This is a genomic window from Agrobacterium sp. CFBP 3001, from assembly GCF_027871605.1.
GTDB lineage: Bacteria > Pseudomonadota > Alphaproteobacteria > Rhizobiales > Rhizobiaceae > Agrobacterium > Agrobacterium leguminum.
The window spans coordinates 300,613-313,317 of sequence record NZ_JAQAHD010000001.1 but is presented as its reverse complement, the minus strand read 5'-3'; the positions used below and the strand labels follow the sequence as shown (position 1 = coordinate 313,317).

At 58.4% G+C, this 12,705-nt stretch carries 11 protein-coding genes and 1 tRNA gene; 5 read left to right on the top strand and 7 right to left on the bottom strand.

The window, feature by feature from the left end:
- Nucleotides 1-109 precede the first annotated feature (109 nt).
- Together PH605_RS01555 and PH605_RS01550 are read left to right on the top strand one after the other, a co-directional pair.
- Nucleotides 110-1,072, top strand: coding sequence for an NAD(P)H-dependent flavin oxidoreductase (locus tag PH605_RS01555; RefSeq protein ID WP_020811427.1), 963 nt, complete (start codon nucleotides 110-112; stop codon nucleotides 1,070-1,072).
- A 136-nt stretch (nucleotides 1,073-1,208) separates the two neighbouring features.
- Nucleotides 1,209-1,284: transfer RNA gene (locus PH605_RS01550), tRNA-Thr, on the top strand.
- A gap of 109 nt (nucleotides 1,285-1,393) precedes the next feature.
- On the opposite strand, the gene PH605_RS01545 is transcribed toward PH605_RS01550, so the two are convergent.
- The gene (locus PH605_RS01545; RefSeq protein ID WP_161987694.1) at nucleotides 1,394-1,582 is read right to left on the bottom strand and encodes a hypothetical protein; all 189 of its coding nucleotides are present in this window, start codon (nucleotides 1,580-1,582) and stop codon (nucleotides 1,394-1,396) included.
- A 326-nt stretch (nucleotides 1,583-1,908) separates the two neighbouring features.
- Here PH605_RS01545 and PH605_RS01540 point away from each other — a divergent pair, with 326 nt between their 5' ends.
- Both PH605_RS01540 and PH605_RS01535 read left to right on the top strand, forming a co-directional pair.
- Complete coding sequence (locus PH605_RS01540; RefSeq protein WP_020811433.1) at nucleotides 1,909-2,067, top strand: YqaE/Pmp3 family membrane protein; 159 nt, start codon at nucleotides 1,909-1,911, stop codon at nucleotides 2,065-2,067.
- Between the two features lie 317 nt (nucleotides 2,068-2,384).
- Entirely contained in the window at nucleotides 2,385-2,627 is a 243-nt protein-coding gene (locus PH605_RS01535) for a DUF982 domain-containing protein (protein WP_003519998.1), read from the top strand.
- 96 nt (nucleotides 2,628-2,723) lie between these two features.
- Here the strand turns inward: PH605_RS01535 and PH605_RS01530 are convergent, their stop codons facing one another.
- The 6 genes from PH605_RS01530 to PH605_RS01505 form a co-directional block, all read right to left on the bottom strand.
- Nucleotides 2,724-3,116 carry a PRC-barrel domain-containing protein gene (locus PH605_RS01530; protein WP_020810556.1) on the bottom strand — a complete coding sequence of 131 codons (393 nt, stop codon included), beginning with the start codon at nucleotides 3,114-3,116 and terminating at the stop codon, nucleotides 2,724-2,726.
- 128 nt (nucleotides 3,117-3,244) lie between these two features.
- Complete coding sequence (locus PH605_RS01525; protein WP_003520000.1) at nucleotides 3,245-4,126, bottom strand: helix-turn-helix transcriptional regulator; 882 nt, start codon at nucleotides 4,124-4,126, stop codon at nucleotides 3,245-3,247.
- 109 nt (nucleotides 4,127-4,235) lie between these two features.
- Entirely contained in the window at nucleotides 4,236-6,425 is a 2,190-nt protein-coding gene (locus PH605_RS01520; RefSeq protein ID WP_142844059.1) for a TonB-dependent siderophore receptor, read from the bottom strand.
- A 179-nt stretch (nucleotides 6,426-6,604) separates the two neighbouring features.
- The gene (locus PH605_RS01515) at nucleotides 6,605-8,281 is read right to left on the bottom strand and encodes an ABC transporter permease (RefSeq protein ID WP_142844060.1); all 1,677 of its coding nucleotides are present in this window, start codon (nucleotides 8,279-8,281) and stop codon (nucleotides 6,605-6,607) included.
- Between the two features lie 73 nt (nucleotides 8,282-8,354).
- A complete protein-coding gene (locus tag PH605_RS01510; protein ID WP_003503602.1) occupies nucleotides 8,355-9,371 on the bottom strand; it encodes an extracellular solute-binding protein in 1,017 nt (338 codons plus the stop codon).
- A 148-nt stretch (nucleotides 9,372-9,519) separates the two neighbouring features.
- A complete protein-coding gene (locus PH605_RS01505) occupies nucleotides 9,520-10,575 on the bottom strand; it encodes an ABC transporter ATP-binding protein (protein ID WP_142844061.1) in 1,056 nt (351 codons plus the stop codon).
- A gap of 359 nt (nucleotides 10,576-10,934) precedes the next feature.
- Between PH605_RS01505 and PH605_RS01500 the strand changes: the two genes are divergently transcribed.
- On the top strand, nucleotides 10,935-12,647 hold the full coding sequence (locus PH605_RS01500; RefSeq protein WP_142844062.1) for a long-chain fatty acid--CoA ligase: 1,713 nt from the start codon (nucleotides 10,935-10,937) through the stop codon (nucleotides 12,645-12,647).
- Nucleotides 12,648-12,705 lie beyond the last annotated feature (58 nt).

Genomic DNA, 12,705 nt, shown 5'->3' with positions numbered 1-12,705 from the left:
CGCTACGAACGCAGATTCGAGAGGCGAATGCCACGCTGTTTTCGCTTTCAATCTGCTGCTGAACGCGATATTGACTTACGTGTGCGTAAACGTAATTCGTGGAGGAGACATGCTACCGTCCGTGCTGAAAGACAATCTGCGTCTTCCGGTCATAGCATCACCGCTATTCATCATTTCACATCCGCAGCTGACGCTGGCGCAGTGCAAGGCGGGCGTCATCGGCGCTTTCCCGGCGCTCAATGCGCGGCCCGAAAGCCAGCTCGACGAGTGGCTGGCAATGATCACCGAGGAGCTTGACGCTCACAACCGGGCCAATCCCGAGCGCCCGGCGGCGCCCTTTGCGGTCAACCAGATCGTGCACATGTCCAACCGGCGGCTGGAGCACGATCTCGGCCTTTGCGTGAAATACAAGGTGCCGGTGGTGATTTCTTCGCTTGGCGCGGTGCCGGAGGTCAATGCGGCCGTGCATTCCTATGGCGGCATCGTGCTGCATGACGTCATCAACGACCGCCATGCCCGCTCCGCCATTCGCAAGGGCGCGGATGGGCTGATCGCGGTGGCGACGGGTGCCGGCGGACATGCGGGCACGCTTTCGCCCTTCGCCCTCGTTCAGGAAATCCGCGAATGGTTCGACGGCCCGCTGCTGCTGGCCGGCGCCATCGCCAATGGCGGCTCCATTCTCGCGGCACAGGCCATGGGCGCGGATATGGCCTATATCGGCTCCCCTTTCATCGCCACCGAGGAAGCGCGCGCTTCAGAAGGCTACAAGCAGGCGATTGTGGACGCGCAGGCCAAGGATATCGTCTATTCGAACTATTTCACGGGCGTACACGGAAACTACCTGAAAAGCTCGATCGTCGCCTCCGGCATGGATCCCGACAATCTGCCCGAAGCCGATCCGTCAAAAATGGACTTCGAAACGGTCTCCGGCGGCGCCAAGGCCTGGAAAGACATCTGGGGCGCAGGGCAAGGCATCGGCGCCGTTAAGGCGGTGGAACCGGTGGCAGCGCTCGTCGATCGTCTGGCAAATGAATATGAAACCGCCAAAAAGCGCATCTGCGGGAAAGGCTGAAGTCTCCGGCAAACAATGGACAGGCAAAGCTTTTTGCGGAAATTTCAAAACCAGCACATTCAAGGCTTGAAATCCGTCAGCATTGCCTGTATCAGCCCGCCATGAAGCTGATCCGCAACAAACGGGTCACAATCGGGCCGCTTTAGCTCAGTTGGTAGAGCACGTCATTCGTAATGACGGGGTCACGTGTTCGAGTCACGTAAGCGGCACCATTTTTCTCACAGACTATTATCTGAATAGACACGCGCTGTCAGGACCAGCCCGAAACATAGGGCCGGCCGTGCAGACCCGCGAGATAAAAGCGCTGCGATTAACGAACAATCACGCCGTACTGACCGTAATACGGTGGGCGCGGGCGGTGGCGATAGTCACCGCGCCATTCCCTGCGATCCCGCCATTCTCTGTGTTGGCGCCAGTTCCGGCGGTCATAGTCGCGGTAATATCTGTCTCGATCATAAGCTCGATAATAGACACCGGACGAATAATATCCGCCCGTGCGGTAACCGCCATCGTCAACGCATCCGCTCAGGATGCCGACCGACAAGAGGCAGATTGCTGCGGTTAGAATCTTCATGAACTCATCTCCCAATAACCGACCTCAACGTCTGTCCGTGTCCTCGGTTCCGTTAGGAAGAGTGATGCGGCAGGCCTGAACGAGGGCTGAATGATACCGGTCGCTCTGACCTGATGCCTCATACGGGAGTGGGTTCATCAGAATTGGCGGCTTCCGGCTGCCGGCTACACCGATGGAAGGTAGGTATTCGTCGTCATGCTGAAACCAACCGGGCTCCACTCACGTTAATTGTCTAGTTTTGATTAACTTGAAAGCTCTCAACATGGACGTCATTCGGATCCTGATCGCCATCATCCTTCCGCCCGTCGGCGTGTTTCTTCAGGTCGGGCTCGGCCTGCATTTCTGGCTTAATATTCTCCTGACGCTGTGCGGTTATGTGCCTGGCATTATCCACGCGATCTGGGTGATCCTGCGGAGGTGATATCCGCTCTTACTGGCGATGGGACGTCCGCAACATTTTAGTACGCGATTAAATTCTCATTGGCTGCTGGAACCTCGTCTTCTTCCTCACGTTATGGTGATGACATCAGCGAAGGAGAAAATCATGAATCAGATCATCTACATCGTCGGCCTCGTCGTCATCGTTCTGGCGATCCTGTCGTTTTTCGGCTTCCGTTGATCCCCGTTGTCAATTCGATCGCTTGCGCATATCCTAAGCAGCAGTGACACACGACTGCGTTCATGGGTTGCTTCGCTGTCGAGTGTATTTCGGGATCGCGTTGCTCTGGGAGGTGCACGATGAAGAACGAGAGATGGACAGAGCCTGTCGAGGTCAATCTCGAGGCGAATGGCAAGAGTGTCATCGCCGGCCCCTTCGAAGCGTTGACATTATTGACCGAAGGCTGGCCCAAAATTGGCGGATTGAGCTTCGTGAGAGCGAGAAGCGCCTGCCGTGCCGCCCTTGACGGCCGTAAATCGCCCGAAGAAGCGCGCAAGTGCTTTACAGACGCGGTTTCCGAGATGCAGAAAAACCCGCATTGACGCACCCAAAAGAAAACGGCTCCTGAAAAGGAGCCGTTCTTTTATTTGCGACGCTTTCGGCGATCGAACGGCCGGAAGCGTTTTTTTCTCTGGGCCTTACATCCAATAGGGTGCGACGCCGTAATAATCATAGACCTTGCGGTCCTTGGCGTTCAGCAGATCGTTATCGTCGAGATTGGCGAAGTGCGGCGCATTTTCAATCTCTTCCTTGGTGAGATCGATGCGGTAGCCGTCGAGTTCTTCGTCGTAATGCAGCTTTTCCCAGGGCAGTGGATAATAGTCGTCACCGATGCCGAGGAAGCCGCCAAAGCTCAAGACCGCATAGGCAACGCGCCCTCCGCGCTTTTCCAGAATGATGCGCTGGATCGAGCCAATATGCTTGCTGTCGGCGCCGTAAACACGCGTGCCTTCCACCTTGTCGCTGGCGATCAGGCTCGGCGTATCCTTGACATAGGGGTCCTGTCCGGCGCGGGGTTCCTGATGCATCATGTGCCTTTCCTCCTTGATTTTCCTCATTTGTGTCACGTCTGGTAAACCCTTCGACGGACAATTCGTTCCGCGGCGTTTCAGGCGCTTCGGCGGGAATTTTTTTGAAGGGGAATGGAACGAAAACGACCTTATTGGCGGATTTTCTGCCAGACAGAGGGAGAAACACCGACCATCTTGCGAAAGACGCGGGAGAAATGCGCCTGATCCGAAAACCCGGCGGCAATGGCGATGTCGGTCAGCGCCATGTCTGTCCGCATCATCAGTTCCTTGACGTGATCAATGCGCGCCTGCATCTGCCATTGGTGCGGCGGCACGCCGGTGGAGGCCTTGAAGGCATGGCTGAAATGCGATTGCGACAGATTGGTGAGTTCCGCCAGCTCCTCCAGCCGGATCGACCGCAGGCAATGTTCGCGGATGTAATCCGTCGCCGCTCTCAACTGCCATGCGGCGAGCTTGCTGCGTTTTTTAACCGGCTCCCGCTTCACTTTCAGGAAGTCCGTCAATAGCGCCAGCACGAGGCTTTCGCCATAAAGGTCATGCAGCGGATCGGGATTATCGCATTCGGCGGCAATCAGGCGCGCCAGCGCCAGCAGGCGCTCATCCTCGAACATCAGATGCGGATCGAGCAGGCTGTGCGGGTCGAAGCCCTGTACCAGTCGAGCACCCAGCAATCCTGCATCGAAATGCAGATCGAGGTGGCGCACGAAGGAGACGTTGCTCAGTTCGGCATGCACGTCCAGATCGGCGGGCACGAAGGAAATACGGTTCGCCTTGGACGACCCGTAATTGTCGCGACGGCAGCGGTTCATCATGAACCGGCCGTCATCCGTCCCGTCCATATCCAGCAGGAAAACGAAACGTGGATCCTTGCCGACATAACGGCCGCCGGCCTTCGGGGCGCAACGCACATCCCAGAGATCGGCGACGATGCCGTTCCAGACCCGCGAGCGTGGGCCGCCAATGACGGCAAAGCCCTCGATCTCATTTTCCATCCGCACGCGGAAAGCCATGGCCTCTCGATCCCGCAGGGCGCCATGGCGCCACTATAAACATGATAAATCTATTCATGTTTATAGTGGCAAACTGCTTTCCCCGCAACTGCCGGCCTTCAGCTAAGTCTTACCACTTCTTGGAAAGCTTGAAGGTGATGGTGCGGCTATCGCCCCAGCCGCAGACGGAGACGCCGGCGCAGCTCTTTACATATTCCTTGTCGAAGACATTGGCGACGTTGATCGATGCGGTCCAGTCGTTCTTCTCATAGCGGATTGCGGCGTCGAAGACGGCAGCATCCGGAACGCGCAACGTATTTGTCTCATCCGCCCAGGACTTGCCCTGATACCGTACGCCGCCGCCGAGGCTGAGGCCCTCCAGCGCGTCCGTGGTAAAGGCATAGTCCAGCCACAACGAGGCGGTGTGAGCGGGCACGATCCATGGCGATTTGCCGATAAGGTTAGGATTGGCATCGCGGGTAATCTCCAGATCCGTATAGGAATAGGAGGCGATCGCCTTCCAGTTGTCGGTGAGATTGGCCTTGGCCTCCAGCTCGAGGCCAGTGGCTTCCACCTGCCCGAACTGGCCGCTCGTGGTGACCCCGCCAGCCGTATAGGAAACGATGGCATTGTCCTTCACCAGCTTGAAGACGGAGGCCGTGATGCTGCCATCGAAGAAGGTCGGCTCATATTTGATACCGGCCTCGAACTGGTGTCCCTCCTCCGGCGAAGCGGGAGTGCCATCCGCAAGCGTATCGATGAGCGGATTGAAGAAAGTGGCGGCCGAGACATAGGGTGTCAGGCCATTGTCGAATTCATAGGCGAGACCGGCGCGGCCGCTCAGCGCATCGTCATTCGAGCGGCGGGAGAGGCCCGCAGGCAGCCTGTTGTTCAGTTCCGTGTCGACATAGTCGTAACGGCCATTCAGCGTGACCAGCCAGCCATCGCCGAAACGCAGCTGGTCCTGCGCGTAGATGCCGATCTGCTGCTGGGTCACGATATTGTCGGCATAAACGAAATTCGTTCCCTGCGTCGAGCCATAGATCGGGTTGCGCGCACCGATGGCATTCGATCCGCAGCAGGCCTGCACCTGGTCCAGCCGGTAATATTTATAGTCGAGACCGAAGAGCAGAGAGTGATTGACCGCGCCGGTATCGAACTGGCCTTCGACCCGATTATCCACGCCGAAACTGTCGACTTTCGACACGCCATCGTAACCGAAGCGGGTCAGCATATAGTCGTTGGTGGTGGCATCGAGGATCGGCTGGCCGTTTGCGTCTGTATTGGCCCAGCCGCCGGCATAGGGTCCGGTTTCGTGCTTGTAGAGGTGACCATAACGGGCGTTCTGGCTGATCGTCCAGCCATTGTCGAATTCATGGCTGACCTCGTAACCCACCATGGACTGGTAGACGCGGCCATTGTCGATATCCGGCTCGCCATAAAACGCCTTTCGGTCGAGCTTGCCGAAGGGCGCGTCGACCACGGTGCCAACATAGGGCAGGAAGCCGTTGCCGATATGAACCTGATCGAGCGCCGAGAAATAGCCGTAGAGCGTGGCGCTTGTCTGCGCGTCCGGCTCGAAGGTGATCTGCGGCATGATGAAGCCGCGCAAATCCTCGGAATAATCGGTGTAATTATCGCCGCCGGAGACCTTGCCGGTGACGCGATATTTCCACACGCCTTCACCATCGACCTTGTCGCCGAGATCGAAACCGAAGAAGGCATTGCCGAAATTATTGATGCCGATTTCCGTTTCGCGCACCGGCTCATCCTGCGTGCGCTTGCGGACCATCTGCACGATACCGCCGGGATTGGCGCCACCGTAAAGCACCGAGGCGGGGCCTTTCAGAACTTCCACGCGCTCCAGACCGTAGGCATCCATCTGGAAACCGCCGAAACCGTAGCTGAACAGGTTCAAACCATCCAGAAACACGCCGGTCTGGGTGGCCTGAAAACCGCGAATATAAATCCAGTCCGTGTCCGGGTCGGTCCCGAAGGGCTCCGCCGTCACACCGGGGGTGTAACGCAGTACCTCGTCGATTTTCGTCACTGCGCCGCGGTCATCCATTTCCTGGCGGCCGACGACCGATACGGATTGCGGAATATCCCTGGTTTCCGTCTCGGTTTTCGAACCGGTCGCACTTTTCTTCGCGACATAACCCCGGACCGGACCCGTCGCGTTTTCCGCGCCCTGCCCTTCAACGGTAATCTGCTGCAGAACTGTCGTGTCCTGCGCGTGGCCCATCGCTGGCGCCAGCAAAACAACGGCGGCCGTGCCCAAAGCCAGACGGCTCAAAAACATCCCATGCAAATTTTTCAAGATATGCCCCGAAACAGATCGCAGCCGATGTCCAAATTCGACAGGCCGCGGCACCTCAATTAAGCTGAGTATTTACATCAGGATTAAGGCAGGATGCTTGTCGTTTTCTGGCGGGATTTGAAGCTTATTGGCCTCTCGCACAGTTTCGCGCCCGTGATTTATCGGACAGGGCTTCGATATCAACCCTTGCGCCGGCCGATCCTTGCAAGCTGCATGACCGGAAGCATGCCAATGACGACGATTGCCAGCGCTGCGATTGCCGCCTCCTCATAGGTGCCGCGCGCCGCTTCGCCATAAAGATGGGTAGCGAAGGTTTCGAAATTCAGCGGCCTCAACAGAAGTGTTGCGGGAAGCTCCTTGACGCAATCGACAAAGATCAGCAGCGCCGCCGCCGCAAGCGACGCCTTGGATAGCGGCAGATGAATCTGGCGGAATGTCTGCGTCGCGGATCGCCCGAGCGTTCGCGAAGCGTGATCGAAGGATTGCGGTATGCGGCTGAGGCCGGCATCCACACCGCCCGCCGCAATGGTGAGGAAACGCGCCGAATAGGCGTAGATCAGCGCGGCACCGCTGCCGATGAAGATGAGGCCGGTAGACATGCCGAACCAGTCACGCATGGTCTGGTCGACAAACCGGTCGAAGCCGCCAAGCGCGATCAGCACGCCGATGGCGATGACCGTGCCGGGGGCCGCATATCCGACCGTCGAAAGCCGGTAGGACCAGAGCGAGAGACGTCCCGGTGCAAGGCGCATGGCGTAAGCAACCGCAAGGCCGAAGATAAGGGTGATAACCGTCGCCAGTCCGGCAAAGACGATGGTGTTCAGAGCCTCATCGGCAAAGCGGGCGGAGAGGCCGCTGAAACGGAACCGTTTCCATGCCTCGATGACGAGATAGCTGGCCGGCGCCACAAAGCCGATAAGGACCGGCAGGCCGCCGAGTACGAAAGCGGCCCAGCCCTTCAGGCCGTTGAGCCGCAGCGGCTCCAGTTCCCTGCTCTTCTGCGCCGAAACGGCATAACGCTGCTTGCGCCGCGCCCAGCGCTCGAGCGCCACGAGGGCGACAACGATGAACAGCATGGAAAGCGCGATCTGCGCCGCACCCGGCAGGTCGGATTTCGTGACCCAGGTGGTGTAGACGGAAACGGTGAGCGTGCGGACGCCGAGGAATTCCGATGCGCCTATATCGTTGAGCGCTTCCATCAAGGCGAGGCTGATGCCGACCGCAATCGCCGGTCGCGCCAGCGGCACCGCGACCTTGAAGAAGGCTTTGCGTCTGGAAACGCCGAGCGTTCGTGCCGCTTCCAGCAGGTTGCCCGCCTGTGTCAGGAACATGGCGCGGACGGGAATATAGACATAGGGAAACAGCACGAAGCCGAGAAGGACGATGCAGCCCGTCATGGACCTTATGTCCGGCAGACGAAATTCGCGCGGGCTGGAATAACCGAGCAGCCAGCGGATCGCGCCCTGCACCGGTCCGATGGGATGCAGAATATCCAGATAGGCGTAAGCCACGATATAGGTGGGCATGGCCAGCGGCAGCAGCAGCGCCCATTCCAATATTTTGCGGCCGGGAAAATCATAGGCGGTGACCAGCCAGGCGGCATAGGTTCCGACGACGCCGGCCAGCAACCCGACCCCGGCGAGAAGGATCGCCGTATCCGGAAGCGCCGTCCAGAGCACGGTCGAGCCGAGATGCGCCCACAGGCCTTCAGAACCCTGCAACGCCTGCGATACAAGCGCCAGAACCGGCACCATGGCGCCGCAGACCCCCAGCACGGAAAGGCACAGCCACCAGAAGGAGGATGAAAACCTGGCTCGGGCACGAGGTGTCAATGGCTGGATGGCGTCTGGATTCATGTGCTTTTAGAAAATACGCGGAAAGGCGCCCGCGAATGCGAACGCCTTCCACCATGTTATCGCTGATTGGCCCTTACTTGTCGAAACCGACCTTGTCGACCAGCTCGCTCGCCTGCTTGCGGTGCGAGACGATTTCCGTCAGCGGCTTGTTATCGATCTTCAGCGTACCGAAGGAAGCGATGATCTCGTTGAGAGCCGCACCCTGCTTGACCGGATATTCGTAGTTGGCTTCAGCATAGATTTTCTGGGCTTCGTCGGAGACGAGATATTCCAGCAGCTTGACGGCTTCCGCCTTGTTCGGTGCATTTTTGGCCACAGCCGCGCCGCTGATATTGACCTGCGTGCCGCCATTCTTGAAGGTCGGCAGAACCACCTTGATGGCGTCGCCCCACTTTACCTGCTCCTCGCCGCCCTTGCCCGAGCGCATCAGACCGACATAATAGGAGTTGGCGATGCCGATATCGCAAATGCCGCCGAGGATATCCTTGGCAACGTCACGGTCGCCGCCGCCTGCCTTGCGGGCCAGGTTTTCCTTGACGCCGGCAAGCCACTTTTCGGTGTCCGCAGCGCCGTAATGGGCGATGTAGTCGGCAAAAAGCGCCGTGTTATAGGGGTGCTGGCCGGCGCGAATGCAGACCTTGCCCTTCCACTTCGCATCCGCCAGATCTTCATAGTTGAAGGAGGCGAGATCGACATCCTTCGCCGCATAAAGAACGCGGGCGCGCATGGAGAGCGCGAACCAATGGCCCTTGGCGTCGCGAAGTTCAGCCGGGATAGCCTTGGTCAGGGTTTCGGATTCGACCGCCTGGGTGACGCCCTTTTCGGCGAGATCGACGAGGTTGCCGGCATCCACCGTCATCAGAACGTCGGCAGGCGAGCTTGCGCCCTCGCTCAGAACGCGCTCGGCAAGACCGTCCTTCAGGAACACGGTATTGACCTTGACGCCGCTCGAGGCGGTGAAGGATTCCAGCAGCGGCTGGATCAGGCCCGGTTCGCGGGTGGTGTAAATGTTGAGTTCCGCAGCGCTGGCCGTTCCAGCTGCAAAGGCAACCGTGCTGGCAAGCAGGGCAAATCTGGTAAATTTCGTCATGTTTTGTCTCCCTCTCCGATAGCGGCATATAGAGGGAGCAGACATCATACATGATGACCCAAATCAAGTTTTATTTCTCTGTTTTTCGGGCGGATTCGATCACCAAGAGTTGAAAATGGAGCGGAAATGAACATGCAAATCCGCTCACTCAACTTGCAGTAAATATCAGCACTCCCTTGGGGTCGATACCGAAGCGCACCGCTGTCGTCCGTGCGGGTGTGCGCTGCATTGTCCTCACACGCAGATCGGCCGACAGTCCGGGCACGGCTATGCCAAGCTGCTCGATTTCCCCGAGGAAGACACGGCTCGATATTTCGCCGGCAATTCCTTCTTTCGCCGCACCGTCCTCGATGATCGAAATCGCATTTGGGCGAACATAGGCAACGGCGGCGAGACCGTCAGGCAGATCGGACGCATCGCCCAGAAGCCCGAGCGGCGTTTCGACTCTTCCCTGTTTTACCCGGCCTTCGATTTTGTTGAAGGCGCAGAAAAAATCGGCGGCATAACGGGTCTTGGGATGATCGTGGATTTCGTAACCCGTGCCGCTCTGCACGATGCGCCCGCGCTGCATCAGAACCACACGGTCACCTGCCGAAAGCGCCTCTTCCGGATCATGCGTCACCATGATCGCCGTCGTGCCCAGTTGCCGCAACAGGCCGAGCGTTTCCTCGCGCACGCTGTCGCGCAATCCCCTGTCCAGATTGGAAAAGGGCTCGTCCATAAGGAGCAGGCCGGGCTGCGGGGCAAGCGCGCGGGCGAGCGCCACACGCTGCTGCTCGCCGCCAGAAAGCGTATGCGGATAACGTTTCGCCAATTCCTGCAGGTGAACATGTTCTATCATCTCGGCAGCGCGGCGGCGGGCTTCCACCTTCGGCAGAGATCGAAGACCGAACATGACATTCTGCTCGACGGTCAGATGCGGAAACAGCGCATAATCCTGAAAGACAAAACCGATATTGCGCTTTTCCGGCTCGATGAAAACAGCGGGGCCGGCAACGACAGCGCCGTTCAGGGAAACGCTGCCATGGTCCGGCGTCTCCACGCCCGCCACGATGCGCAGCAGGGTCGACTTTCCACAGCCGGAGCGCCCTACCAGACAAATGATTTCGCCGCGTTCAACGGAAAGATCGATATCGGACAGCACTTCCGTCTCGCCGAATCTCTTCCCGACCGATTTCAGTTCAAGCGCTGCCCTGCCTGCCATTTCCAATCCTGCCCTGCTTTGCGAATTATGTTGATCGCTCAAATCAGGATTAAAGTCAAAAAAGCCGGGCAAAATGCTTTTCCCTTCACGAGTTGGCGAGATGTGCGGCAGCAATATTGACGTTTACGTTAGAGTTAAATAGGTTTTGCCGACGAGATAGACGTCAAGGGATTAGGCGTCTATCATTCGTCACCGGGGAGCGAGAGGAGCGGTCGATCCGGTGACGCCACATGAGGTTCCCTCAACCCGGCCGATTGAGCCGGCTGAATGCGGGAGCTTCGTGAACATCAGGCAGCCGAAAGCGCCCTTCATGCGTTTCAAGGAATGCGCGGCGCGACAAAGACTCTGGGAGGAGAAGCATGAGTGAACTGTCCCTGGGACACCCGGAAAATGTCAGCGCAGAGAAGCGTTGGCTGGCATCCTATCCGCCGGGCGTACCTTCCGAAATCCCCGCATCCGCCCATGCCTCCCTTGTCGAACTTCTCGAAAAGAGCTGTGCGCAATTTGCCGACCGCAAGGCCTTTTCCAGCATGGGAAAGTCCCTGACCTATCGGGAACTGGACGCTGAAACCCGCGCGGTCGCTGCCTGGCTGCAATCCAGAGGGCTGGAAAAAGGCGACCGGGTTGCCGTGATGATGCCGAATATCCTGCAAAATCCCGTCGCGGTATACGGGATCCTGCGGGCGGGCATGATCGTGGTCAATGTCAATCCGCTCTACACACCGCGGGAGCTGGAACATCAGCTCAAGGATTCCGGCGCAAAGGCGATCTTCGTTCTGGAAAACTTCGCCCATGTGGCACAGCAGGCGGTGCCGAAAACCGCGGTGCGGCATGTGGTCGTCGCGGCGATGGGCGATCTCCTCGGCCGGAAGGGACATATCGTCAATCTGGTGGTTCGCAAGGTCAAGAAACTGGTGCCCGCCTATACCATTCCCGGCTCCATCAGCTTCAAGGCCATGCTGAAGGAAGGTCTGGGATTTTCGCTGAAGCCGATCAGCCTCACGGCGCAGGACATCGCCTTCCTGCAATATACCGGCGGCACAACCGGTGTGTCCAAGGGTGCGGTTCTCACCCATGCCAATCTTCTGGCCAACAAGCTTCAGATCAGCCTGTGGCTGGACGCCGCTTTCAATGGCCGAAAGGACCGTCCGGAAGTTCTCAACTTCATCTGCGCGCTGCCGCTCTGCCACATCTTCGCATTGACGGTGAATTCGCTGATGGGCATTGCGCTCGGCGGTCATAATCTGCTGATCGCCAATCCGCGCGACATTCCCGGCTTCGTGAAGGAGCTGACGCATTATCAGCCGCATGTTTTCCCTGGCATCAACACGCTTTTCAACGCGCTGATGAACAATGAGGATTTCCGCAAGCTCGATCTGTCGTCGCTTATTCTGGTTCTCGGCGGCGGCATGGCGGTGCAAAGGCCCGTGGCGGAACGCTGGCTTTCGATCGTCGGTTGCCCGATTGCAGAAGGCTACGGCCTCTCCGAGACATCCCCGGTCGCCACCGTCAACCGCCTCGATTCCACGGAATTCAGCGGCACCATCGGCCTGCCCATCTCCTCGACGGAAATCGATATTCGCGATGAGGACGGCAACAGCCTGCCGACAGGCGAAGTCGGCGAGATCTGCATTCGCGGGCCGCAGGTCATGGCCGGCTATTGGCAGCGGCCGGATGAAACCGCAAAAGCCATGACCGCCGACGGCTTCTTCCGTTCCGGCGACATGGGTTTCATGGACGAGCGCGGTTACACCAAGATCGTTGATCGCAAGAAGGACATGATCCTCGTTTCCGGTTTCAACGTCTATCCGAACGAGGTGGAAGAAGTGGCCGCCAGCCATCCGGGCGTGCTGGAATGCGCCGCAATCGGTGTTCCGGATGAACATTCCGGCGAAACCGTCAAGCTTTTCGTGGTCAAGAAGGACCAGTCGCTCACGGAAGCGGAGCTCAAGGCCTTTTGCGCCAAGAACCTGACGAACTACAAAAGGCCGAAAATCATCGAGTTCCGCACCGAGTTGCCGAAATCGAATGTCGGCAAAATCTTGCGGCGCGAATTGCGCAATCTGAACTGATTGTCTCGCGCAATGGGGAGAGCCGGGCGACCGGCTCTTTCTTTCGTCCCGGCCCTTT

Bases quoted from the DNA above. Each gene is read 5' to 3' on its own strand.
- PH605_RS01555 (WP_020811427.1), top strand. From the start codon at position 110: ATGCTACCGTCCGTGCTGAAAGACAATCTGCGTCTTCCGGTCATAGCA.
- PH605_RS01545 (WP_161987694.1), bottom strand. From the start codon at position 1,582: ATGGCGGTTACCGCACGGGCGGATATTATTCGTCCGGTGTCTATTATC.
- PH605_RS01540 (WP_020811433.1), top strand. From the start codon at position 1,909: ATGGACGTCATTCGGATCCTGATCGCCATCATCCTTCCGCCCGTCGGC.
- PH605_RS01535 (WP_003519998.1), top strand. From the start codon at position 2,385: ATGAAGAACGAGAGATGGACAGAGCCTGTCGAGGTCAATCTCGAGGCG.
- PH605_RS01530 (WP_020810556.1), bottom strand. From the start codon at position 3,116: ATGATGCATCAGGAACCCCGCGCCGGACAGGACCCCTATGTCAAGGAT.
- PH605_RS01525 (WP_003520000.1), bottom strand. From the start codon at position 4,126: ATGGCTTTCCGCGTGCGGATGGAAAATGAGATCGAGGGCTTTGCCGTC.
- PH605_RS01515 (WP_142844060.1), bottom strand. From the start codon at position 8,281: ATGAATCCAGACGCCATCCAGCCATTGACACCTCGTGCCCGAGCCAGG.
- PH605_RS01510 (WP_003503602.1), bottom strand. From the start codon at position 9,371: ATGACGAAATTTACCAGATTTGCCCTGCTTGCCAGCACGGTTGCCTTT.
- PH605_RS01505 (WP_142844061.1), bottom strand. From the start codon at position 10,575: ATGGCAGGCAGGGCAGCGCTTGAACTGAAATCGGTCGGGAAGAGATTC.
- PH605_RS01500 (WP_142844062.1), top strand. From the start codon at position 10,935: ATGAGTGAACTGTCCCTGGGACACCCGGAAAATGTCAGCGCAGAGAAG.